Origin of the sequence: Spirillospora sp. NPDC052242, from assembly GCF_040679555.1 — a bacterium.
Classification (GTDB): Bacteria; Actinomycetota; Actinomycetes; order Streptosporangiales; family Streptosporangiaceae; genus Spirillospora.
In genome coordinates this window covers 71,575-93,835 of record NZ_JBFAUZ010000002.1, presented here as the reverse complement: position 1 = coordinate 93,835, position 22,261 = coordinate 71,575, and the positions used below count along the sequence as shown (strand labels likewise).

Genomic DNA, 22,261 nt, shown 5'->3' with positions numbered 1-22,261 from the left:
CGGCGGCCGCCCGGATCATCCACCGCCGGACTCGTCGACGACGAGGCGATCGCGGTCGATGCCGCCGGTGCGGTAGGCGGCGGCGCCGATCGTCTGGGCGGCGACCGGGGCGGTGATGAGCTGGAAGACGGCGACGAGCAGCAGCGGCGCGGCGGCGGCGAGGGAGTCGGCCTGCGGCGTGACGCCCGCGAGGACCAGCAGGAGGCCGATCGTCTGCGGCTTCGTCGCGGCGTGCAGGCGGCTGAGCAGGTCGGGGAAGCGCAGCGCGCCGAGCGCGCCGAGGAACGAGAAGACCGCGCCGGCCGGCAGCAGGACCGCGGTGACGATGTCGGCGGGGCTCATCCGCGCTCCCCCCGCTCGCCCGCCAGCCGGGCCGCGGTGACCGAGCCGACGAACCCGAGGACCGCGATGACGACGAGGAGCGTGGAGTTCGCGGGCTCGTCCTGGGCGGCGACGTGCACGGCGATGCCGCTGACGAGCAGCACCGACAGGACGTCCAGGGCCATGATGCGGTCGAACGAGGTGGGGCCGCGCAGCAGCCGGAGGGTCGTCAGGGCGAGCGCGGCGCCGAGGAGGCTCAGGGTCAGGGCGTAGACGGCGGTCATGCGGGCTCCTCCGGTTCGGGCTCGCCGAGGGCGCGCAGCAGGCGGCGTTCGGTGGCGAGCAGGTCGTGCTTGACGGCCTCGGCGTCGGCGGGGCCGTCGACGGGCATGCCGTGGATGAGGAAGAGGGAGTTCTCCCAGTCGATGTCGAGGACGAGCGTGCCCGGGCGCAGCGACGTGCTCGTGGTCACCGCGAGGAGCACGACGTCCGACTGCGAGCGCGCGCGCACGTGGACGAGGGCCCCCCGCACGCGTCCCGGCCGCCAGAGCGCGTGCTTGCCGATGACGACGCTCGAGGCGAGCAGGTCCCACCCGAACTCGAGCACGGCCTCGGCGAGCCGGACGGGACGCAGCCGGGTGAGGAACGGGACGCTCGGCAGCCGCGTGACGGCGTACGCCCCGTAGGCGACGGCGATACCGGACAGGACGGTCGCGGCGTCGACGCGTCCCCACAGCAGCAGCCACACGCCGAGCAGCCACAGGGCCATGCCGGCGCGGGAGGCGAGGCGGCGCAGGACGTTCACCGCTCCCCCAGGACGGCCTGGACGTACGGGGCGGGGTTCAGCAGCTCGGTGGCGGCGCGGTGGCTCCAGTCGGTGAGGGGGCCGGCGAACGCGGGGATGAGGAGGCCGACGCAGACCATCGCGGCGGTGACGGTCCGCATCACGCGGATGCCGCCCTGCGCGGCCGCGTCGTGGGGGCGTTCGGGCAGCTCGGCGGGGGTGCGCCAGAACGCGAGGGCCCACACGCGGCTCATCGCCATGAGGGTGAGGAGGCTGGCGAGGACGGCGACGCCCGTGACGGCGTACGCGGCGACGCTCCCCGATCCGACGCCGGCCTGGAACAGCGCGAGCTTGGCGATGAACCCGGAGGTCGGGGGGACGCCGCTGACGCTCAGCGCGGGGATGAAGAACAGCACGGAGACGAACGGGGAGACGGCCGCGAGGCCGCGCAGGCGGGTGAGGGAGATCTCCCCGGTGAGCCCCTGCATGAGGTCGCTGACCAGGAACAGCGTCGCCTGGACGATGATGTGGTGGACGAGGTAGAGGATCGCGCCGGTGAGTCCCGCGACGGTGAACAGGCTGAGCCCGAACAGCATGTAGCCGATGTGCCCGACGAGCGTGAACGACAGGACGCGGTGCACGTCATCGTGGGTGAGGGCGCCGAGCGTCCCGACGAGCAGGGTGAGGGCGGCGAGGCCGAGCATCGGCCAGGAGAGCGCGTCGCGGGGGAACAGCAGAGTCTCGACGCGGATCAGCGAGTAGACGGCGGCCTTGGTGAGCAGCGCCGCGAACACGGCGGTGATCTGGGTGAGCGCGGCCGGGTAGCTGTCGGGCAGCCACAGGTGCATCGGGACGATCGCGCTCTTGATGCCGAACACGACGAGGAACAGCATGGCGAGCGCGGTGCGGGTCCCGGCGGGCAGCTCGGCGGTGCGGGTGGACAGGTCGGCGAGGTTGACGGTGCCGGTCGCGGCGTAGGTGAGCCCGATGGCGGTGAGGAACAGGATGGACGAGGTCAGGCTGACGGCCGTGTACGTCATGCCGGCCTGGACGCGTTCGCGGCTGGGCGACAGCGTCAGCAGGACGTAGCTGGACGCGAGCATCACCTCGAACGCGACGAACAGGTTGAACAGGTCGCCGGCGAGGAACAGCAGGCAGACCCCGGCGGTGAGGGTGAGGTACGCCGGGTAGAAGACGCCGGGTTCGTGCTCGCCGAGGCCGCCCACACCTTCCCCCACGCCGTGGACCATGATGGCGAGAAGCACGACGGCGGACACCGTCACCAGCAGCGTGGAGAGCCGGTCGGCGACGAGCGTGATGCCGAGCGGCGCGGCCCAGCCGCCGAGCTGGACGGCGATGACGCCGTCCCGGGCGACGGCGGCGACGAGCGCCCCGGCCGCCGCGACGACCCCGGTGACGACGAGCGGCGCGACGATCCGCAGCAGGGTGTCGCGGCGCCGGACGATCAGCGCGAAGGCCGCGCCGAGCAGCGGCAGCGCGAACGGGAGCGGGACGAGGACGTTCATCCGCCGCCCCCGGGCGGACGCTCGCCGGGCGGACGCTCGCCGGGTTCGGACCCTCCGGACTCGCCGCCACCGGGCTCGTCCCGGCGGGAGGGTTCCTGGTTGCCCTCGACCGGGTCGCCCGTCCAGGTGTCGGGGTCGGCGCGCTCCTCCGCGCAGATGCGGCGGTCCTCGACGTCGTCCTGCACCTCGTCCTCGCCGGTGAGGAGGCGGCTGCGGTAGGCGAGGGCGAGCAGGAACGCGGTGACGCCGAAGGTGATGACGATCGCGGTGAGGGCCATCGCCTGCGGCAGCGGGTCGGCCATCTCCCGGTCGTCCTTCCCGCCGAGCAGCGGCGGCGCCCCGGACGGCCCGCCCGCGAGCAGCAGCGCCAGGTTGGCGCCGTGGCCGAGCAGCATGAAGCCGACGACGATGCGGACGAGCGAGCGCTGCAGCATGAGGTGGAAGCCGGTCGCGAACAGGACGGCGACGGCGGCCATCAGCGTGACGGTGGGTCCGGTCATCGGGGCTCCTCTCCGGCGACGTCGCGGGCCGCCTTCTCCGCGCCGTCCCCCGTGCCGCCGTCCCGGCCCTCGCCCGGGCGCCGCTCCAGGCTCGCGCCGAGGGTGGTGAGGATCGTCAGGACGAGCCCGAGCACCAGCAGGTACACGCCGATGTCGAAGAACAGGGTGGTCGGGACGTGGATCTCGCCCACGAGCGGGGCGTGCGCGTGGTACGTCGTCTGGTACAGGAACGCGCCGTCGATGAGCCAGCCGGCGGCGCCGGACGCGAGCGCGACCAGCAGGCCGCCGCCGAGCAGCACGGCGGGCCGGACCGGGATGGCGAGGGCCAGCTCCCGCTTCCCGCCGGGCAGGTAGCGCAGGACGAACGCCATCCCGGCGACGAGCCCGCCGACGAAGCCGCCGCCGGGGCGGCCGTGCCCGGCGACGAGGAGGTACACCGACACCACCAGGAGGGTGGGCCCGAGGAGCCGGGCGGTGGCCTCCAGTACGACGGACGAGCCGCCGAGCGGCGGCCGTCCGGGTGCGGCGAGCCAGCGCGTCCGTCCCTCCGGCGGCTCGGGCGGGGGCTTCGACGGCTCGCCGGTCATCCCGCGGGTGGGGCCGGGGCGGACGGTGCGGCGCTCGCCGAGCGGCGGCGCGCCGGGCCCGGTGAGGACGAGCCCGGCGACGCCCATCGCGGCGACGGCGAGCACGACGATCTCGCCGAGCGTGTCGAGCGCGCGCAGGTCGACGATGATCGCGTTGACGACGTTCTTCGCCTCCTCCTCCTTGGCGGGACCGGCGTAGGCGGGGCCGACGGGGGCGGCGGTGCGGCTGAGCGCGGCGACGGCCATGAACAGCGCGACGAACGCGCCGAGGCAGGCGCTGACGAGGACGGTGCCGACGCGGGCGGGCGTCGTCCGGCGGCGCGGCGGGAACCGGTCGGGCAGCCGCCGCAGCGCCAGCACCAGCATGATCAGCGAGAGGGTCTCGACGACGAGCAGGGTGAGCGCCACGTCGGGGCCGCCGTGCACGACGAACAGGCCGCCGACGGCGTAGCCGACGCCGGCGAGCAGCAGCGCGGCCGACAGCCGGCGGCGGACGCGGACCGCCGCGAGCGCGCACACGACGACGATCCCGGCGAGCAGCGGCTGCGCCGGTTCGTCCCAGCCGCTCAGCCGGTCGGCGGACGGCCGGGGCGCGGTGCCGCCGACGAGCCCGGCGACGAGCCCGGCGCCCGGCAGCAGCAGCACCATCGCCCCGATCACGGCGAGGTACGCGGGCAGGGAGCCGGTCTGGACGCGGCGGGTGACGCCCCGCGCGGCGGCGAGCGTCGCGGCGACGGTGCCGTCGTAGGCGTCCTGCGCGTCGGGGGGGCGCCACCGGACGGGCGGCGCGGGGAACGTCCGCCCGAACGCCCGGTACAGGACGAAACCGGCGGCGAACGCGACGAGGGTGAGGGCGACCGGCAGCCCGAGCCCGTGCCAGAGCGCGAGCTCGTAGCCGGGGTGCGGGGCGGGGAGCGTGTCGGCGTACGCGGCGAGGAGGGCGTCGAGGGGGCCGGTCGGCAGGCCCCCGGCGAACCCGGCGACGGCGAGGACGACGACCGGACCGACGAGCCCCCACGGGGTGCGCGGCCGTCCCTCCTCGTCCGCGGCGCCGCCGAACGCGCCGTGCAGGAACCGCAGCCCGTAGGCGACGGTCAGCGCGGAGCCCGCGACGATCCCGGCGAGGACGGCGGCGTCGGTGCCGCCGTGCGCGAACGCCTTGAGGGCCGTCTCCTTCGCGACGAACCCGAGGAACGGCGGCAGGCCGATCATGGACGCGACCGCGAGGGCCGCGGCGGCGGTGAGGACGGGCCGCCGCCGCCCGGACAGCTCGTAGGCGTGGCGCGTCCCCTCCTCGTGTTCGAGGACGCCGACCGCGAGGAACAGCGGCGCCTTGAACAGGCCGTGCGCGAGCAGCAGCGCGACGCCGGCGAGCGCGGCCGTCCGGGTCCCGGCGCCGAGCAGCACCATGAGGAAGCCGAGCTGGCTGACGGTGCCGTAGGCGAGCAGCCGTTTCAGGTCGTCCTGGCGGAGCGCGATGACGCCGCCGACGAGCAGGCTGACGAGGCCGACGGAGACGATGAGCGGGCTCCAGAGGCCGGTCTCGGCGAACGCGGGCGACAGCCGCGCCACCAGGTAGACGCCGGCCTTCACCATCGCGGCGGCGTGCAGGTAGCCGCTGACGGGCGTCGGCGCGACCATCGCGGCGGGCAGCCACGCGTGCAGCGGCATCTGCGCGGACTTCGCGAACGCGCCGAGCAGGATCAGCACCATCGCGGTGCGGGCGGCGGCGCCGCCGGGCGGGTCCGCGACGATCTCGGAGATCCGGTACGTCCCGGCGGTCTCCCCGAGGACGACGAACCCGGCGAGCATGACCAGGCCGAACGCGGTCGTGGTCAGCAGCGCCTGGAGGGCGGCGCGCCGGTCCTCGGTCCGCTCGGGGTGCCCGGCGCCGATGAGGATGAACGAGCTGACGGTCGTCAGCTCCCAGAACACGTAGAGGACGAGCAGGTTGTCGGCGAGGACGAGCCCGGTCATCGCGCCCGCGAACGCGACGAGCGTCCCGACGGCGAGCCGCTCGGTGCGGGGGCCGGACGGGAAGTACCGGGCGGCGTAGCAGAGGACGACCGCGCCGACGCCGCCGACGAGCAGCAGCATCACGACGGCGAGGGCGTCCAGCCGGAAGTCGATCGTGAGGCCGAGGGCGGGCGCCCAGGACAGCCGCGCGGTGTCGTCGTGCCCGTCCGCGACGTCCCCGGCGCGGGCGATCGCCCACGCGGCGGTGGCGGCGGGGACGAGCGCGGCGGCGTACCCGAGGGCGCGGCCGTGCCGTCCGGCCGCCCAGGGGACGAGGACGGCCGCCGCGGCGTACAGCAGGATCAGCGTGAACATGAGGACGCCCCCGGCACCCCCTCCCCTGCTGATCACCGGTGCTGTCGTCGATCTACCCGACGTGCGGCACCGAAACGGAGGCGCCGGAACGGGCGGCGGCGGCGGGCGGGGGCGGCGGAAGAGCGCGGGGGCGGCTCGCGCGAACCGGTTGTCGGGCGGGCCCGGGTTTGGTTTTCTGCTCGGGGAACGCCCGAGGATCCCCCTGCCTTCTGGAGGCGACCGTGAGCGGCGACGAGGAATTCTCCTGGCACGAGGCCGAGAAGGACTTGATGGCCGGAATCGACACGTCGATCCCGCATTCGGCGCGAATCTGGAACTACTGGATGGGCGGCAAGGACAATTACGCCGTCGATCAGGAGGCCGGCGCCCATTTCGCCGAAATCTATCCGAGCATCGCCGACATGGCCCGTTCGTCCCGGTACTTCATCATGCGGGTGGTGCGGTTCCTGGCGGGCGAGGCGGGCGTGCGGCAGTTCCTCGACATCGGCACCGGGCTGCCCAGCCACGACAACACCCACGAGGTCGCGCAGCGCGTCGCGCCCGACTCCCGCATCGTGTACGTCGACAACGACCCGCTCGTCCTCGCGCACGCGCACGCGCTGCTCACCGGCAAGGGCACCGGCGGCACCGACTACATCGACGCCGATCTGAACGACCCCGAGGCGATCCTGGACGTCGCCCGCACGAAGCTCGACTTCGGACGGCCCGTCGCGCTGATGCTCATGGGCGTCCTCGGGCACGTCCCGGTGACCGGGGACGACGACGCCCGCGCCCGCGGGATCGTCCAGACGCTGAAGGACGCGCTGCCGTCCGGCAGCTACCTCGCCCTCTACGACGGGACGGACACCGACCCGTCGTTCGTGGCGGCGGTCGGCGACTACAACGCGGGCGGGTCCGACCCGTACGTCCTGCGGAGCCCCGCGCAGCTCGGGCGGTTCCTGGACGGCTTCGAGCCCGTCGACCCGGGCCTGGTGGAGATCGGGCGGTGGCGCCCGGACCCGGACCCGTTCGACGACGCGCGGAGCCACGACGCCTGGGGCGGGGTGGCCCGCAAACCCTAGGCGCCGTGGCCGGCGCGTCGCGCGGGAGCGCCGCTCAGGGGCGTTCGCCGGGCTCGTCGACGATCGCGGCGGCCGTCCTGACCTGCTCGTACTGCAGGGTGCCGCTCTTGATGACGATGTCGTCGCCGTCGTCGCCTTCGATGGTCCGGTCGCCGACCGTGAAGGAGCGCTCGCCCCGGTAGCGGTAGGTCTCCGGGTCCAGCAGGACCTCCTGCCGCACCCAGCCGTCCTTCGCGGTCAGCCCGAGGGTGATCGCGGGGCGTCCGGCGGCGTCCACGGTGCCCTCGGTCGCGGTGACGCCGGGGATCCGCTGCATCGCCCGGAAGATCGTCGCCTCGACCTGCGGCGGGTGGAGGTTCTCGGCGAGGATGGTGAGCAGGGTGCCGAACGCGAGTTCGTCCGGCTGCCCGGGGATCGCCCCGATCTTGCGGAGGAGCGCGTCCGGGTCGGTGGGCAGCGGGTCGAACCGGGACGCGCGCGGCGCGTTCTCTCCGGCGGGCGGCTCGACGAGCTTCCCGTCCTTGTAGGCGGCGTACTGGTGCTTCCCGTCGATCCGCCGCCACAGCTCCCAGGACTTCGTCTCGTACGGCCCGGCGGTGACGGCGCCGGACGGCTCGGCCGCGCCCTTCATCCGGACCTTGGTGTAGAGCCACTGCTCGGGGCCGGGCGCGGTGTACGGGCGTGCGGCGGCCGCCGCGACGGCGTCGTCGAGGATCTCGGACGCGTGCGAGGCCGACCCGACGGCCGGGACGGGCCCGCGGGGGCGCCCCTGGTCGTCGGTCGCGACGACGGCCACCCCGGCGGTCGCGGCGGCGGCCAGCGCGCCGGCCGCCGCGAGGCGGACGGCGATGCGGGGGAACCGGCGCCCGGACCGGACGGGCCGCGCGGGTTCGGCGGACGGGGGCGTCGCGGTGATGTCGGCGAGCAGCGCGCGCGCGGCGGGCCGGTCCGCGTACCCGGCGACGTCGCCGTCGCGGACCCGGGCCAGGGTGCGCACCAGTTCGTCGGTGGAGCGGTCGGTGTGACGGGACGTCATGTCAGCGGCCTCCGTTGGCGGTGATGGGCGCGGTGTCGAACCCGGCTGAGTGCAGGCGGCGGGACAGCCGTTTGCGGGCCCGGTGCAGCCGGACGCGGACGGTCCCGGCGGAGCAGCCGAGGACGGCGGCGATCTCGGCGTGGCCGAGGCCCTCCCAGGCGACCAGGCGGAGCAGCTCGCGGTCGCTCTCGGACAGGCCCGCGAACGCCTGCGCGACGGCGGACGTGTCGACGAACTCGTCCGCCGCGGCGGCGAGCTCGTCGCGGAGTTCCGGGTGCAGGGTCGTGGTGCGCTTGCGGCGCCGCGCCTCCTTCTCCCAGTGCCGGGCGAGCACCCGGCGCGCGACGCCGTACAGCCAGAGCCGCGCGGCGTCGCCCGCCGGGACGTCGTCCAGCCGCCGCCACGCGACGGTGAAGACCTCCGCGACGACGTCGGCGGCGTCGTCCGGGGACGTGCAGCGCCGCAGGACGTAGCCGAGGATCGGCTCGTACGACGCGGTGTAGACGGCCTCGAACCGGGCCTTCCGCCCGGCGGCCTTCGGGTCATCCATCGGCGGCCCGGTGTTGCTCGTGACGCATGCGGCTCTCCTCGAGTCGGTTCGCCCCATACGTGCGGGGAGGGGCGCCGGCGTTACACCCGGCGCGGTTGAATGGGGGCGTGGCGAAGGCGTGCGCGTGCGGGAGCGGGATCGGGTACCGGCGGTGCTGCGGGCGGTTCCACCGGGGCGAGGCGGCCGCGGCGACGGCCGAGGAGCTGATGCGGTCGCGGTACAGCGCGTTCGCCGAGCACGACGCGGACTACCTGCTGCGGACGTGGCATCCGGCGACGCGCCCCGAGCGGATCGACTTCGATCCGGGGACGCGCTGGACGGGCCTGGAGATCGTCCGGACCGAGGCGGGCGGGACGCCGGACGCGCGCGGCGTCGTCGAGTTCCGCGCCCGGTACACCTCCGGCGGGGAGGCCGGGGAGCTGCACGAGGTCAGCCGGTTCGTCCGCGACGGCGACGCGTGGGTCTACGTCCGCGGGAAGGTCGGCTGAGCGGCGGCCCGTCCGCCGCGGCCCTCTCCCGCGTCACCCTTCCTCCGCGTCGAACCGGTCGCGCGCGGCCTCCACGGCGGGCATGTTGACGGTGCTCCAGTCGAGGAGCGCGTCGATCAGGTCCTGGAGCGTCTTCCCCAGCGGGGAGATGCGGTACTCGACGGCGAGCGGCCGCGTGCTCACGATGACCCGTTCGACCATCCCGTTGCGTTCGAGCCGCCGCAGCGACGCCGTGAGCGACTTCTGCGTGACGACCGGGATCGCGCGGCGCAGCTCGTTGAAGCGCAGCGACCGCTCGCACAGTTCGTCGAGCACCTGCAGCGACCACTTGTCGAGCACCTGGTCGAGCAGCTCGCGGTGCTGCGCGGTGATCTGGGGACGGTCTGCCCCGGCCTGGGCGGTTTCCTTCATGACACCTGGTCTCGTTGAAGTTCCCTTCGTACACCAAGTACACATTGGATACCGCTAAACGGCAACCGGAAGGGATTTCCCATGAGCGTGCAGTTGCTCACCCCCGAGGGCATGTTCCAGCCCGTCCCCTACCACCACGTCTCGGTCGGCACGGGCACCCGCCAGGTGCACGTGGCCGGGCAGATCGCGCGCGACGCCGAGGGACGGCCCGTCGCGACCGGCGACCTCGCCGGCCAGGTCGTCCAGGCCCTGCGCAACACCGCGCGCGGCCTCGCCGGGGCCGGGGCCGACTTCACCGACGTCGTCCGGCTCCGGTTCTTCGTCACGAACTACCGCCCCGAGAAGATGGACGCCTTCATGGCGGGCATCGAGCGCGCCGCCGCGGAGGTCGGGCTGCCGCGGCCGTGGCCGCCCGTGTCGCTCATCGGGGTGGACTACCTGTTCGAGCCCGACGTGCTGGTCGAGGTCGAGGCGTTCGCCGTCCTCGACTGACCGGCGGGCACCTCGGTGAGCACGCCGGGCGGCGCCGCGAACCGCCCGGCGGCGGCGAGCACGGTCGTGGCGAACAGCGCGGCGGCGCAGGCGGCCAGGACCGGCGCCCGGTACCCCAGTCAGCCGTCAAAGCGCCCGTCGGCGGTCGGGCCCCGCCACGGGGACGGCCCCGCGATCGCCTCGGCGTCCCGCAGGACGTCCCCGGGCTCGCGGCCGGGACCGTCCGCGAACGCCGCCGCGAACGCGTCCGCGCCGAGCGCCGACCGGGACCGGTCCGCCGCGCGGTCGATGTCCGTGCGCTCCGCCGGGCTCGCCGGCGACCCGACCTCGGCGCGGACCGCGGCGGCCTTCCCCAGCAGCGCGGCGGCCTCCGCGTGGTCCCCCCGCAGCCCGTACGCGCCCGCCAGCCCCTCCAGGGCGCCGGCGAGGTCGCGCGGCGACTCCTGGCGGATCGCGACGGCCAGCGCGTCCCGGTGGTACCGGACGGCCGTGTCCGCGTCGCCCCGCAGCTCGGCCACGTACCCCAGGCCGAGCTGGCTCATCGTCAGCGACAGCGGCGGGAACTCGTCGGGCGACGCGCCCTCCATCATGCGCGCGAGCCGCTCCGACGCCTCGTCCAGCAGCCCGGCGTGCCGCGCCGCGAGCGCCATCCCGGCCTCGGCGAACCGGACCGCCTGCAGGTGGCCCCGCTCCGTCCCGAGCCGCATCGCCCGGTCGCACAGCCGCAGCGCCGCCTCCGGGTCGCCGCGCATGACGGCGATCCAGCCGCGCCACGCCAGCCGCCCGGCGACGTCCGGCCACAGCCGCAGTTCCTCCGCCATCCGCTGCCCGTCGCGGTGCAGCCGCTCCGCCCCGTCGAAGTCGCCGGTCAGCTCCGCCAGCCCGCCGAGCCACTCGGTGGCCTGCAACCGCCCCCACCGGTCGCCGAGGTCGCCGAACAGGACGGCCGCGCGGCCAGCGTCGCGCTCCAGCGCGGCGAGGTCGCTGCGGACGTGGGCGTGCTTGGCGCGCAGCAGCAGCGCCGCCGCCTCGCCCCACGCGTCGCCCGCCGCCCGGAACGCGGCGAGCGCCTCCGCCAGGACGGGCGCGACCGCCGTGACGTCGTCCACGTCCGAACCCGCGAACGCCAGGAACCACCGCGCCCACGCGGCCAGGTGCGGGTCGCCGGCCGCGTCCGCCGCGCGGAGGGCCGCGGCGCTGCGCGCGGGCCAGTCGCGGGCGTCGCCCTTGAGCATGGTGAGCCCGGTCCGCCACGTCACCGCGCGGGCGCGCACGGCGGGCGACCCGCCGTCCAGCGCCAGCGCCGCGTCGAGCGAGCGCAGCGCCTCGCCCAGCCGGCCGCGCAGGAACCAGTACCAGGCCAGCGCGCCGACCAGCCGCAGCGCCCGGTCGGCGGCGCCGTCCGCGACGGCGGTGTCGAGCGCCGCGCGCAGGTTCGCGGTCTCGGCGTCGAGCGTCCGCAGCCAGGACGCCTGCCCGGCGCCGCGCAGGTCGGCGCGCTCGGCGAGGCCGGTGTAGTACTCGCTGTGCAGCGTCCGGACGCGCGCGTGCTCGCCCGCGTCCTGCAGCCGGTCGGCGCCGTAGGCGGCCACCGACTCCAGCAGCCGGTACCGGGGCTCCTCGCCCGGCCGCTCCACCAGCACGACCAGCGACCGGTCGACCAGCCGGACCAGCAGGTCCAGGACCTCCTCCGCCGGGACGTCCCCGCCCGCGCACACCGCCTCGGCCGCCTCCACCGCGCAGCCGTCGGCGTGCGCCGACAGCCGCCGCAGCACCGCCCGCTCCGGCTCGTCCAGCAGGTCCCAGCTCCAGTCGATCATCGCGGTGAGGGTGCGCTGCCGGGGCGGCGCGCCCCGGTGGCCCGTCGCGAGCAGCCGGAAGCGGTCGTCCAGCCGCGCGACGAGCCCCGCGACGCCGAGCGTCCGGACGCGCGTCGCCGCGAGTTCGAGCGCGAGCGGGAGCCCGTCGAGCCGCCGGCACAGCACCGCGACCGCCGCGGCCGTCTCGCCGTCCAGCCGGAAGCCGCGCGACGCCGCCTCCGCCCGCGCCGCGAACAGCCGCACCGCGCTCGACCGCGCGAGCGCCGCGGCGTCGTCCGTCCCGTCCCGGCCGGGCACGTCCAGCGGCGGCACCGCCCACACCACCTCGCCGGGCGACCCGAGCGGCTCCCGGCTCGTCGCCAGCACCCGCAGCCCCGGGACGCGGCCGAGCAGCCGCTCGGCCAGCTCGGCGGCCTGCTCGACGACGTGCTCGCAGTTGTCGAGGACGAGCAGCAGGCGGCGTCCGGCGAGCGCGGCGGCGAGCCGGTCGAGGGGCGCGTCCGGGGCGCCGGGCGCGTCGTGCACGTCCAGCACCGCCGTGACGACCTCGGCCAGGTCGGCGACGGCGGCCCGGTCGACCGCCGCCAGCTCCACCAGCCACACCCCGTCGGGGAACCCGTCCGCGAGCCCGGCGGCGATCTCCACGGCCAGGCGGGTCTTGCCGACGCCGCCCGGCCCGGTCAGGGTGACCAGCCGGTCGGTGCCGAGCCGGGCGCGGACGTCCGCCACCGCGCCGTCCCGTCCGATCAGCTCGGTCGGCGGGACCGGCAGGTTCGTGCGCGGCGCCGTGCGGGACTCCGCGGCCCGCGCGGGCGGCGCGTCCAGGGCGGGGTCCTGCCGCAGGATCGCGCCGTGCAGCTCCGCCAGCTCGACGCCCGGGTCCAGGCCCAGCTCGTCGGCCAGCAGGCTCCGGAACCGGTCGAAGCTCTCCAGCGCCTCGTGCTGCCGCCCCGCCCGGTACAGGGCGCGCATGTGGGCGGCGCGCAGCCGTTCCCGCAGCGGGTGGGCGGCGACGGCGGCGGCCAGTTCCCCGGCCAGCGCCCCGTGCTCGCCCAGCCGCAGCCGCACCTCCGCGTGCTCCTCCAGCGCGGTCAGCCGCAGCTCCTCCAGCCGCGCCGCCGCCGGACGGACGAACGGTTCGTCGGCGAAGTCGGCGAACGCCGCGCCGCGCCACGTCCCGAGGGCCTCGGCGAGCAGCGCGGCCCGCTCCTTCGGGTCCGCCGCCGCGCGCGCCTCGGCCACGAGGGACTCGAAGCGGCGCGCGTCCACGCTCCGGCCGGCGGCGGCCAGCAGGTACCCGGCGGGACGCGACTCCACGAGGGCCCGCGCGCCCGGTTCGGCGTCCTCCAGGACCCGCCGCAGCTGCGACACCTTCGCCGACAGCGCGCCCGCCGGGTTCCCCGGGAGCGCCTCGCCCCACAGGTCGTCGATGAGCCGGTCGGCGGGGACGGGCCGGCCCTCGTGCACGAGCAGGTCCGCGAGGAGCGCCCGCACCTTGATGCCGGGCACGGGGACGAGCCCGCCGTCGTCCGTCCACACGGCGAGCGCGCCGAGCACCCCGAATCGCATGCGACGAACCCTAGCGACACCCGTCCCCACCTGCGGCATATCGGGCAAATCGCCGGACCGGAAGGCGGCCGTAAGGATCCCGTAAAGCCCCTGCGCCACAGTGGGTCGTGTTCGAGGGGAACAGGGAGGGACACGGTGAGGGAGGTGGGCATGGAGGAAGCGGGCACGATCGAGGCGGGCACGATCGAGGCGGGCACGGCGACGGACGGCGGGCGGCTGCGGCTGGCGGTGATCATCGGCAGCACGCGGCGCGGGCGGTTCGGCCCGACCGTGGCGGAGTGGTTCGCCGGGCGGGCCCGCAGGCGCCCGGACCTGGACGTCGACCTCGTCGACCTCGCGGCGTGCGCGCTCCCGCAGGCGCTGCCGGACGAGGACGAGCCCGCGCCGCCGGCGGTCGCGGCGCTCGGCCGGCGGCTCGCGGCGGCGGACGCGTTCGCCGTCGTGACGCCCGAATACAACCGGGGCTACCCGGGCGCGCTCAAGATCGCGATCGACTGGTTCTACGACGAGTGGCGGGCCAAGCCCGTCGCCGTCGTGTCCTACGGCCGCGAGTCGGGCGGCCTGCAGGCGGCGGCGCAGCTCCGCGAGGTGTTCACCGAGCTGGAGGCCGTCCCGATCCGGGACGGCGTGGCGCTGCCCTGCTACTGGCGCGACTTCGCCGCCGACGGCTCCTGGCCCAAGACCGGCGCCGAGTGCAACACCACCGTGACCACGACCCTGGACCGTCTCTCGTGGTGGGCCCGCGCCCTCCGCGACGCACGCAACGCACACCCGTACGGCTGAACCGGAGGAAGACCATGCGCAAGATCATCAGCTCCACCTACGTCTCGCTCGACGGCGTCATCGACGACCCGCAGATCTGGACCGCCCCGTACTTCGGGGAGGAGGCCGGCGAGTACGGCCGCGAGCTCCTGTTCTCCTGCGACGCCCTGCTGGCGGGCCGCGAGACCTACGTCGCGTTCGCCGAGACGTGGCCGGCCATGGAGGAGCAGACCGGCGACTTCGGCGTCCGGATGAACTCGCTCCCCCACTACGTCGTGTCCGACTCGCTGGAGAAGGCCGAGTGGGGCGACAGCACGATCATCCGGCGGGCCGACGCCCCCGCGAAGATCGCCGAGCTGAAGGAGCAGGACGGGCAGGACATCCTGCAGTACGGCTTCGGCCAGGTGTCGGAGACGCTGATCGAGCACGGGCTCCTGGACGAGCTGCGGCTGTGGATCCACCCGGTCATCGTCGGGCCGTCCGACACGTCCAAGCTGCTGAGCCGCAACGGGTTCGGCGCCTCGTTCGAGCTGGCCGACACCCGGACGTTCTCGAACGGCGTCATCATCGCGACCTACCGCCCGGTCGCCAAGTGACGCACCGGACGGCGCGCGGGGCCGCTCAGCGGCGCGCGTAGTCCAGGACGCGGGGGCCGAGCAGGTCCTCGACGGCGTCCAGCAGTTCGAGCATCGCGCCGGCCATGGCGTCCACGTCATGGCCGGCTTCGGTGCGCCTGCCCGCCTCCATCAGCACCCGCGCGTGCAGCCAGCCGATCTGTCCCGCGACCAGCCCGGGGACCGGGTCGTCCGGGCCGGCGCCGGTCTCCCGGGCGAGCAGCGCGGCGAGGTCGGCCTCCATCCGGACGGCGATGTCGTCGAGCCGGGCGAGCAGGGTGGGGGCGGCGCGCATCATCGCGTGGAAGGCCGCGAACCCGGGCGTGAGGCCGAGCGCCGGGTCGCGCCGCCGCACCTCCTCGCGGAGCCGCCGCAGGACGGCCTCCGCGGCGGACTCGCCGGGCCCGCGCGCCGCGACGATCTCGGCGAGCCGGCTCCCCTGGTGGGGCGGCAGCACGAGGTCCTCCTTGGCCTCGAAGTAGTTGTAGACGGTGTTCACCGAGACGTCCGCGGCCTCCGCGACCTCGGCGATCGTCACCGCGTCGAACCCGCGCGCCGTGAACAGCCCCACGGCCGCGTCCGCGATCCGCCGGCGCGTCTCCCGCTTCTTGCGCTCCCGCAGCCCCTCCGCCATGCCGTCACTCTAACGCCCTCCAAACTTGGAGCCGATTGCAAATTTGGAGCCCATTGTGATTTTATGCGGTCATGCCCACGCCAGCCATCGACGTCCGGGGCCTGACCCGGACCTTCGACCTCAAGACCGGCCCGGTCCACGCCGTACGCGGCATCGACCTGGCGGCCGAGCGCGGCGAGATCCTCGGCTTCCTCGGCCCCAACGGAGCCGGGAAGACCACGACGCTCCGCATGCTCACCACGCTGCTCCCGCCGACCGGCGGCGAGGCGACGGTCGCCGGGCACGACCTGCGGCGGGACCCGGCGGGCGTGCGGCGCCGCATCGGCTACGTCGCGCAGGCGGGCGGGCTCGACCCGGCCTGCTCGGTGCGCGAGGAGCTGGTCACGCAGGGCCGCCTGCACCGGCTGCCGCGCCCGGACGCCCGCGAGCGCGCGGCCGAACTCGCGTCCGACCTCGCCCTCGGCGACCTGCTGGAGCGGCCCACCGCCGCGCTGTCGGGCGGGCAGCGCCGCCGCCTGGAGATCGCGCTCGGCCTGGTCAACCGGCCGGAGGTGCTGTTCCTGGACGAGCCGACCACCGGCCTCGACCCCGGCGGCCGCGCGGAACTGTGGGACCTCGTCCGCCGCGTCCGCGCCGAACACGGCACCACGATCGTGCTCACCACCCACTACCTGGACGAGGCCGACGCGCTCGCCGACCGGGTGGTCGTCGTCGACGCCGGGACGGTCGTCGCCGCGGGCTCCCCCGCCGAACTCAAGGCGCGGCACGCCGGCGACCCCGCCGCGAGCCTGCAGGACGCCTTCCTGGCGATCACCGGGCGCCGGCCGGCCGACGAGAACGCCCCCATCGCGATCTGAACGGAAACCGGAACCATGCGCGAAACCATGCGCCCCTTCCTCGCCGACACCGGCGTCGTCTTCGGCCGCTCCATGCGCGCCACGCTGCGCTCCAAGACGAACCTGTTCTTCGGCATGCTGCAGCCCCTGCTGTTCCTCGCCCTGTTCGGGCCGCTGCTCACCGGCCTCGGCCTCGGCGTGGACGGCTCGTCCTGGCAGGCGCTCGTGCCGGGCGTGCTGGTGCAGCTCGCGCTGCTCGGCGGCTCCTTCGTGGGGCTCGGCGCCATCATCGAGAAGAGCACCGGGGTGCTCGACCGGATGCGCGCCACCCCCGTGAGCCCCGCCGCGCTGCTGCTCGGCCGGACGCTGCGCGACGTCGTCCAGCTCGTCGCGCAGGCGGCCCTCCTCGTGCTGCTCGGGCTGGCGCTCGGGCTGCGCGCCCCGGCCGCCGGGATCGTGCTCGGGCTCGCGTTCGTCGCCGTCCTGGCGGGCGCGCTGTCGGCGCTGTCGTACGGGCTGGCGATGAACGTGCGGACACCCTCGGAGTTCGCGGCCGTCACGAACACGGCCGTGCTGCCGCTGATGCTCGTGTCCGGGCTGCTGCTGCCCATGTCGCTCGCGCCCGCGTGGCTCGACGGCGTCTCGCGCGCCGTCCCGTTCCGGTACACGGTCGACGCGATGCGGCAGGCGTACCTCGGGAACTACGCGAACGGGACGGTCGCCGCCGGGGCCGCCGTCACGCTCGTGTTCGCCGCCCTCGCGTTCGCCGCGGGCGCGCGGCTGTTCCGGCGCGCCTGACCCCGCCCGCCGGACGCCCGCGCCGGGCCGCGTCCGGCGCGCCGGTCACTCGTCGAGGACGGCCCGCAGGACGTCCGGCGTCCGGGTCGGGGGCTCGGCCTGGACGCCGAGGCGGTTCAGGACGTCCTGGTACCGGGCGATCTCCGACGGACGGTCCGGGTAGAGCGCGCCCGTGAGCTGCTCCAGGTAGACGACGTCGGGCAACTCGGGCTCGGCGAACCGCAGCAGCGTCACCGGGCCGCCCTCGGCGGCGTGGCCGCCCGCGGAGAACGGCAGCACCTGCACGGTGATGTTCGGCCGCTTCGCCATCTCGATGAGGTGCCGGAGCTGGCCGCGCATCGTGCCGGGACCGCCGACCGCGCGCCGCAGCGCCGCCTCGTCGATCACCGCCCACAGCTTGAGCGGATCGGGCCGGGCGAACACGCGGCGGCGCTCCATCCGCAGCTCGACCAGCTTGTCGATCTCCTCCTGCGGGGACTCGGGATGCCGCGCCCGCAGCAGGGCGCGCGCGTACTTCTCGGTCTGCAGCAGTTCCGGGATCGCCTGCACCTCGTACTGGCGGAGCAGCACCGCGCCCTGCTCCAGCCCCAGGTACGGCTCGAACCAGCCGGGCACGACGTCCCCGTACCGCTGCCACCAGCCGGGCTGGTTGGCGTGCTCGGCGAGGGCCAGCAGCGGCTCCCGGACGCCCGGGTCGGTCACACCGTAGAGGGTCAGCAGGTCGGCGACGTCGCGCTCCTTGAACCCGACGCGCCCCAGCTCCATCCGGCTGATCTTGGAGTGGGAGCCGCGGATCTCGTAGCCGGCCGCCTCGGTGGGGATGCCGGCGGCCTCGCGGTGCCGGCGCAGCTGCGCGCCGACCAGCATCCGCAGGACGGTCGGGCCGGCGAGCTCCCGGCCGCGGGCGGGCGGTTCGCCGGGCGCGCCACCGGGCGCGGACGGCGCGCCGGATGCTCGCGGTGGTTCTCCCACTGTCGTCTCCTCGGACGCGCGGTTCGTGCCGACGGAGAAAAGTTACCCGCCGCCGGTGGCTTTGCCCAATGTCCGGACGTGCCCGAGCGAGCGCTCGTCCCCGACCGATACCGGCGGGACGGGTACCTCGCGGCGCCGTGACCTGCCAGGATGCGAATCTGAGAATTTCTCGAAGAAAATCCGGCCGGGATGTCGATCCGGCCGCCCCCTCTTCGACGCGTCAGTGAAGGCCCGGGAGGGACCCGGGACCGCACGAAGGAGACGACATGCGCTTCCTCTTGATGACGACGGACGACGCCTCGGCCGAGCAGGCGCCGCCGGACGAGCAGCAGATGGCCGAGATGGGCGCGTTCATCGAGGAGCTGACGAAGTCGGGCGTCCTGCTCGCCACCGGCGGCCTGGAGCCGGGCGGCACCCGGATCTCGGCGGCCGACGGCAAGATCACCGTCACCGACGGCCCGTTCAGCGAGGCCAAGGAGACCGTGGTCGGGTTCGCGCTGATCGACGTCCGCACCCGCGAGGAGGCCATCGAGCTGTCCAAGCGGTTCTGGAAGATCGTCGGCGACGGTCAGGGCGTGATCCAACAGGTGTTCGGGCCGGAGGACATCCCGGGCTGACTTGCGCGGGGGCGCCGCCGGTGCTCTCATCGGCGGCGTGACGACCCCCGAGACCGGACGCTCCGGCGTCCACGCCCGCATCGACGCGGTCTGGCGGCTCGAGTCCGCGCGGATCATCGGCGGGCTCGCCCGCATGGTCAACGACGTCGGTCTCGCCGAGGAACTCGCGCAGGACGCGCTCGTCGCCGCGCTCGAACAGTGGCCGGAGTCGGGCGTCCCGGACAACCCGGGCGCCTGGCTCATGGCCGTCGGCAAGCGCCGCGCGATCGACCGCATCCGCCGCGACCAGCGCCTCGACGGCAAGCTCGAGGAGATCGGGCACCGGCGGGAGGCCGAGGCGCAGGGCCCGCCGCCGGAGTTCGCGGCCGCCGAGGACCCCGAGCGCATCGAGGACGACGTCCTGCGGCTCATCTTCACCGCGTGCCACCCGGTCCTGTCCGCCCAGGCCCGCGTCGCCCTCACCCTCCGCATGCTCGGCGGGCTCGCGACCGACGAGATCGCGCGCGCGTTCCTCGTCGGCGAGGCGACCGTCGCGCAGCGGATCGTCCGGGCGAAACGGACGCTGTCCGAGGCCGGGGTCCCGTTCGAGGTGCCCGAGGGGCCCGACCGCGCGGCGCGGCTGGCGTCCGTCCTGGAGGTCCTGTACCTGATCTTCAACGAGGGGTACGCGGCGACCGCCGGGGACGACTGGGTGCGCACCGACCTCTGCCAGGAGGCGCTGCGGCTCGGCCGGATCCTCGCCGGGCTCGCGCCCCGCGAGCCCGAGGTCCACGGGCTCGTCGCGCTCATGGAGATCCAGGCGTCCCGCTCGCGCGCCCGCACCGGGCCGTCCGGCGAACCGGTCCCGCTGCCCGAACAGAACCGCGGGCGCTGGGACCAGTTGCTCATCCGGCGCGGGTTCGCCGCGCTGCTGCGCGCGAAGGAACTCGGCGGGCCGCCCGGCCCGTACGTCCTGCAGGCCGCCATCGCCGCCTGCCACGCCCGCGCCCGCACCGCCGCCGACACCGACTGGCCGCGGATCGCCGCGCTGTACGAGGTCCTCGCCGGCGTGGCGCCGTCCCCCGTCGTGGAACTCAACCGGGCCGTCGCCGTCGGGATGGCGCACGGCCCCGAGCGGGGCCTCGCCCTCCTCGACGCGATCGCCGACGACCCCGCCCTGCGCGGCTACCACCTGCTGCCCGGCGTCCGCGGCGACCTCCTCGCCCGGCTCGGCCGCACCGCCGACGCCCGCGCCGAGTTCGAGCGCGCCGCCGCGCTCACCCGCAACGAGCCCGAACGCCGCGTGCTCCTCGACCGGGCCGCCCGGCTGCACGCCGCTGGTAAGCATGAGGGCGGGGGCACGGCGTCCGACCGTGCGAGAGAGGAGACCCGATGATCGCCCGTCCGGACGTCGAGGCCGCCGCCGCGCGCATCGCGGGGCACGTGCGCAGGACGCCGCTGCTGGAGATCGACCCGCTCGTCCCCGCCGGCCGCATGTGGCTCAAGCTCGAATACACCCAGCACACCGGCTCCTTCAAGGCGCGCGGCGCGTTCAACCGCATCCTGGCCGCCCGCGCCGACGGACGGCTGCCCGACTCGGGCGTCGTCGCCGCGTCCGGCGGCAACGCCGGCCTCGCGTTCGCGTACGCGGCCGCGGAGGCCGGCGTGCCCGCCGAGGTGTTCGTCCCGGAGACCGCCCCGCAGGTGAAGGTCGACCGGCTGCGCGCGCTCGGCGCGGCCGTCGTCCGGTCCGGCACCCGCTACGCCCACGCCGCCGAGGCCGCGCACAAGCGCGCCGCCGACACCGGCGCCCTGTTCTGCCACGCCTACGACCAGCCCGAGGTCTGCGCCGGGCAGGGCACCCTCGGCCTCGAACTGCTCGCCGACGCCGACGTCGACACCGTCCTGCTCGCCGTCGGCGGCGGCGGGCTCATGGCCGGCGTCGCCGCCGCCCTCGAAGGCCGCGCCCGCGTCGTCGGCGTCGAACCCGCGACCATCCCCACGCTGGAACGCGCCATCGCCGCCGGACGTCCCGTCGACGTCGACGTCTCCGGCGTCGCCGCCGACTCCCTCGGCGCCACCCGCCTCGGCGACATCGCGCACGCCGTCGCGTCCCGCACCGGAGTCCGTCCCGTCCTGGTCGACGACGACGCGATCGTCGACGCGCGCCGCGCGGTCTGGGACGAGTACCGCATCGCCGTGGAGCACGGCACGGCCGCCGCCGTCGCCGCGCTCCGCACCGGCGCGTACCGTCCCGGACCGGACGAACGCGTCGCGATCGTCCTGTGCGGCGCGAACACCGACCCGTCGACGCTCTAAGGCGCGACCGACTGCAGCGGCATCGGCCGCACCCCGGACGACTTCGCCGCCGGCGCGTCCCCGCACGCCGCCTTCAGCAGGAAGCCCGACAGCGCGTAGTCGACGGGGTGCGGCACGACCGCCCCGTTCTCGACCTTCTGGTACTTCGTGAGGTTCATCGCGTACGACACCTGCCGGCTCCCGTCGGCCGTCGACAGCGACTGCGTGCCCGCGCCCCACACGAGCCCGTCATGGCCCCAGAACGTCCCGCACGGCAGGTCCATCGAGTACAGGCCCAGCCCGTAGTTCGCGATCACGTTGCCGTTCGCGTCCGTCCACGGCCGGGTCCGCTTCATCTCCGCGAGCGCCTTCTCCCCGAGCAGATCGCCGGCCAGCAGCTTGCGGTAGAAGGTGTTGAGGTCGTCCATCGTGGACACCAGCGCGCCCGCCGTCCACGCCCAGCTCGCGTTGTAGACGCTGTAGTCGCGCGGCGGATCGATGAAGCCGAACATCGACGCGTACATCTTCGGATGCGGCCCCCGGATCCGGGCCCGCTCCGGGAAGTACGTGTGCCGCAGCCCCGCCTTCCGGATGACGTGCCGCTCGACGTACCGCGCCGCGTCCTCGCCCGTCACCTTCTCCAGCAGCAGGCCCGCGATGACGTAGTTGGTGTTCGAGTACGACACCCGCTCGCCGGGCTCGTTCGTCGCCGGAGCCTCCAGCCCCCACGCCGCGAGCCGCTCCGGCGCGACCTCCCGGAACCGGTGCTCGTCCAGGCTCCGCCCCGACGGCTCCAGCAGCGACGGGAACGCCGCCGGGACGTAGTCGCCGATGCCGCTCGTGTGGTTCAGCAGCATCCGCACCGTCACCCGCTCGCCCCGCTCCCCCGGCACGAGTCCCGGCAGGTACCGGCCGACCGGCGCGTCGAGCGCGACCCTCCCCGCCTCGACCTGCTGCAGGACCGCGGTCGCGACGAACGTCTTCGTGACGCTCCCCACCCGGTGCCGCATGTCCGCCCGCACCGGCCGCCCCGTCCGCACGTCCGCGTCCCCGGCCGCCCCGCGCCACGCCTCGCGACCGTCCCGCACGTCCGAGAAGATCCCGTACATCCCCGCCTCGTGGACCTCCCCGAGCGCCGCGTCCAGCCCGGCCCGGTCGATCCCGGTCCCCGCCGCCGCGGGCGCCTGCAGCAGCCCCGCCGCCAGCACCGCCGCGGCCCCCACGGCCGTCGCGCGCCGCACCGTCATCTCGCTCCCTCCGTCGGCGATCGTCGTC

The 22,261-nt window shown here is 75.3% G+C and carries 23 protein-coding genes; 10 read left to right on the top strand and 13 right to left on the bottom strand.

Features of this window, described 5'->3' with window-relative positions:
- Positions 1–15: 15 nt before the first annotated feature.
- Genes mnhG through AB0L25_RS02245 form a run of 6 tightly spaced genes read right to left on the bottom strand, consistent with a single transcriptional unit; the run spans position 16 to position 6,049 of the window.
- Positions 16–342 (bottom strand): monovalent cation/H(+) antiporter subunit G, encoded by a 327-nt coding sequence (gene mnhG / locus AB0L25_RS02270; protein ID WP_500167762.1) that lies wholly within the window; start codon positions 340–342, stop codon positions 16–18.
- On the bottom strand, positions 339–605 hold the full coding sequence (locus tag AB0L25_RS02265) for an MrpF/PhaF family protein (RefSeq protein WP_500167761.1): 267 nt from the start codon (positions 603–605) through the stop codon (positions 339–341). Before AB0L25_RS02265 ends, mnhG begins: the two co-directional genes overlap by 4 nt.
- Complete coding sequence (locus AB0L25_RS02260) at positions 602–1,126, bottom strand: Na+/H+ antiporter subunit E (protein ID WP_500167759.1); 525 nt, start codon at positions 1,124–1,126, stop codon at positions 602–604. The genes AB0L25_RS02265 and AB0L25_RS02260 overlap by 4 nt, the downstream gene beginning before the upstream one ends.
- Positions 1,123–2,631, bottom strand: coding sequence for a Na+/H+ antiporter subunit D (locus AB0L25_RS02255; protein ID WP_500167757.1), 1,509 nt, complete (start codon positions 2,629–2,631; stop codon positions 1,123–1,125). Before AB0L25_RS02255 ends, AB0L25_RS02260 begins: the two co-directional genes overlap by 4 nt.
- Positions 2,628–3,131 carry a Na(+)/H(+) antiporter subunit C gene (locus AB0L25_RS02250; RefSeq protein ID WP_500167755.1) on the bottom strand — a complete coding sequence of 168 codons (504 nt, stop codon included), beginning with the start codon at positions 3,129–3,131 and terminating at the stop codon, positions 2,628–2,630. Before AB0L25_RS02250 ends, AB0L25_RS02255 begins: the two co-directional genes overlap by 4 nt.
- On the bottom strand, positions 3,128–6,049 hold the full coding sequence (locus tag AB0L25_RS02245) for a Na+/H+ antiporter subunit A (protein ID WP_500167753.1): 2,922 nt from the start codon (positions 6,047–6,049) through the stop codon (positions 3,128–3,130). The genes AB0L25_RS02250 and AB0L25_RS02245 overlap by 4 nt, the downstream gene beginning before the upstream one ends.
- Positions 6,050–6,318: 269 nt before the next feature.
- On the opposite strand from AB0L25_RS02245, the gene AB0L25_RS02240 reads away from it, so the two are divergent.
- On the top strand, positions 6,319–7,110 hold the full coding sequence (locus tag AB0L25_RS02240) for an SAM-dependent methyltransferase (RefSeq protein WP_500168086.1): 792 nt from the start codon (positions 6,319–6,321) through the stop codon (positions 7,108–7,110).
- A gap of 34 nt (positions 7,111–7,144) precedes the next feature.
- Here AB0L25_RS02240 and AB0L25_RS02235 read toward each other — a convergent pair whose 3' ends face one another.
- Entirely contained in the window at positions 7,145–8,146 is a 1,002-nt protein-coding gene (locus tag AB0L25_RS02235; RefSeq protein ID WP_500167751.1) for a CU044_5270 family protein, read from the bottom strand.
- A 1-nt stretch (position 8,147) separates the two neighbouring features.
- On the bottom strand, positions 8,148–8,696 hold the full coding sequence (locus tag AB0L25_RS02230) for an RNA polymerase sigma factor (RefSeq protein WP_500167749.1): 549 nt from the start codon (positions 8,694–8,696) through the stop codon (positions 8,148–8,150).
- Between the two features lie 107 nt (positions 8,697–8,803).
- Here AB0L25_RS02230 and AB0L25_RS02225 point away from each other — a divergent pair, with 107 nt between their 5' ends.
- Positions 8,804–9,184, top strand: coding sequence for a YchJ family protein (locus AB0L25_RS02225; protein WP_500167747.1), 381 nt, complete (start codon positions 8,804–8,806; stop codon positions 9,182–9,184).
- A gap of 33 nt (positions 9,185–9,217) precedes the next feature.
- On the opposite strand, the gene AB0L25_RS02220 is transcribed toward AB0L25_RS02225, so the two are convergent.
- Positions 9,218–9,595, bottom strand: coding sequence for a winged helix-turn-helix transcriptional regulator (locus AB0L25_RS02220; RefSeq protein WP_500167745.1), 378 nt, complete (start codon positions 9,593–9,595; stop codon positions 9,218–9,220).
- Positions 9,596–9,676: 81 nt separating this feature from the next.
- Here AB0L25_RS02220 and AB0L25_RS02215 point away from each other — a divergent pair, with 81 nt between their 5' ends.
- On the top strand, positions 9,677–10,087 hold the full coding sequence (locus AB0L25_RS02215) for a RidA family protein (RefSeq protein ID WP_500167743.1): 411 nt from the start codon (positions 9,677–9,679) through the stop codon (positions 10,085–10,087).
- Between the two features lie 119 nt (positions 10,088–10,206).
- On the opposite strand, the gene AB0L25_RS02210 is transcribed toward AB0L25_RS02215, so the two are convergent.
- Positions 10,207–13,476 carry an AfsR/SARP family transcriptional regulator gene (locus tag AB0L25_RS02210; protein ID WP_500167741.1) on the bottom strand — a complete coding sequence of 1,090 codons (3,270 nt, stop codon included), beginning with the start codon at positions 13,474–13,476 and terminating at the stop codon, positions 10,207–10,209.
- 150 nt (positions 13,477–13,626) lie between these two features.
- Here AB0L25_RS02210 and AB0L25_RS02205 point away from each other — a divergent pair, with 150 nt between their 5' ends.
- Together AB0L25_RS02205 and AB0L25_RS02200 are read left to right on the top strand one after the other, a co-directional pair.
- On the top strand, positions 13,627–14,259 hold the full coding sequence (locus AB0L25_RS02205; protein ID WP_500167739.1) for an NADPH-dependent FMN reductase: 633 nt from the start codon (positions 13,627–13,629) through the stop codon (positions 14,257–14,259).
- Positions 14,260–14,273: 14 nt separating this feature from the next.
- Positions 14,274–14,834 carry a dihydrofolate reductase family protein gene (locus tag AB0L25_RS02200; protein WP_500167737.1) on the top strand — a complete coding sequence of 187 codons (561 nt, stop codon included), beginning with the start codon at positions 14,274–14,276 and terminating at the stop codon, positions 14,832–14,834.
- 25 nt (positions 14,835–14,859) lie between these two features.
- On the opposite strand, the gene AB0L25_RS02195 is transcribed toward AB0L25_RS02200, so the two are convergent.
- A complete protein-coding gene (locus tag AB0L25_RS02195) occupies positions 14,860–15,486 on the bottom strand; it encodes a TetR/AcrR family transcriptional regulator (protein ID WP_500167735.1) in 627 nt (208 codons plus the stop codon).
- Between the two features lie 71 nt (positions 15,487–15,557).
- Between AB0L25_RS02195 and AB0L25_RS02190 the strand changes: the two genes are divergently transcribed.
- Positions 15,558–16,343 carry an ABC transporter ATP-binding protein gene (locus AB0L25_RS02190; RefSeq protein ID WP_500167733.1) on the top strand — a complete coding sequence of 262 codons (786 nt, stop codon included), beginning with the start codon at positions 15,558–15,560 and terminating at the stop codon, positions 16,341–16,343.
- 15 nt (positions 16,344–16,358) lie between these two features.
- Entirely contained in the window at positions 16,359–17,120 is a 762-nt protein-coding gene (locus AB0L25_RS02185; RefSeq protein WP_500167732.1) for an ABC transporter permease, read from the top strand.
- Between the two features lie 45 nt (positions 17,121–17,165).
- Here the strand turns inward: AB0L25_RS02185 and AB0L25_RS02180 are convergent, their stop codons facing one another.
- Positions 17,166–18,092, bottom strand: coding sequence for a Sco1979 family transcriptional regulator (locus tag AB0L25_RS02180; protein WP_500167730.1), 927 nt, complete (start codon positions 18,090–18,092; stop codon positions 17,166–17,168).
- Between the two features lie 266 nt (positions 18,093–18,358).
- Here AB0L25_RS02180 and AB0L25_RS02175 point away from each other — a divergent pair, with 266 nt between their 5' ends.
- The 3 genes from AB0L25_RS02175 to AB0L25_RS02165 are packed head-to-tail and all read left to right on the top strand — an operon-like array spanning position 18,359 to position 21,007.
- Positions 18,359–18,709 (top strand): YciI family protein, encoded by a 351-nt coding sequence (locus tag AB0L25_RS02175; RefSeq protein ID WP_500167728.1) that lies wholly within the window; start codon positions 18,359–18,361, stop codon positions 18,707–18,709.
- 37 nt (positions 18,710–18,746) lie between these two features.
- On the top strand, positions 18,747–20,084 hold the full coding sequence (locus AB0L25_RS02170; protein WP_500167726.1) for an RNA polymerase sigma factor: 1,338 nt from the start codon (positions 18,747–18,749) through the stop codon (positions 20,082–20,084).
- Complete coding sequence (locus AB0L25_RS02165) at positions 20,081–21,007, top strand: threonine/serine dehydratase (RefSeq protein WP_500167724.1); 927 nt, start codon at positions 20,081–20,083, stop codon at positions 21,005–21,007. Before AB0L25_RS02170 ends, AB0L25_RS02165 begins: the two co-directional genes overlap by 4 nt.
- Here the strand turns inward: AB0L25_RS02165 and AB0L25_RS02160 are convergent.
- Complete coding sequence (locus AB0L25_RS02160; protein WP_500167722.1) at positions 21,004–22,233, bottom strand: serine hydrolase domain-containing protein; 1,230 nt, start codon at positions 22,231–22,233, stop codon at positions 21,004–21,006. The two genes, AB0L25_RS02165 and AB0L25_RS02160, sit on opposite strands and share 4 nt — an antisense overlap.
- Between the last annotated feature and the right edge of the window lie 28 nt (positions 22,234–22,261).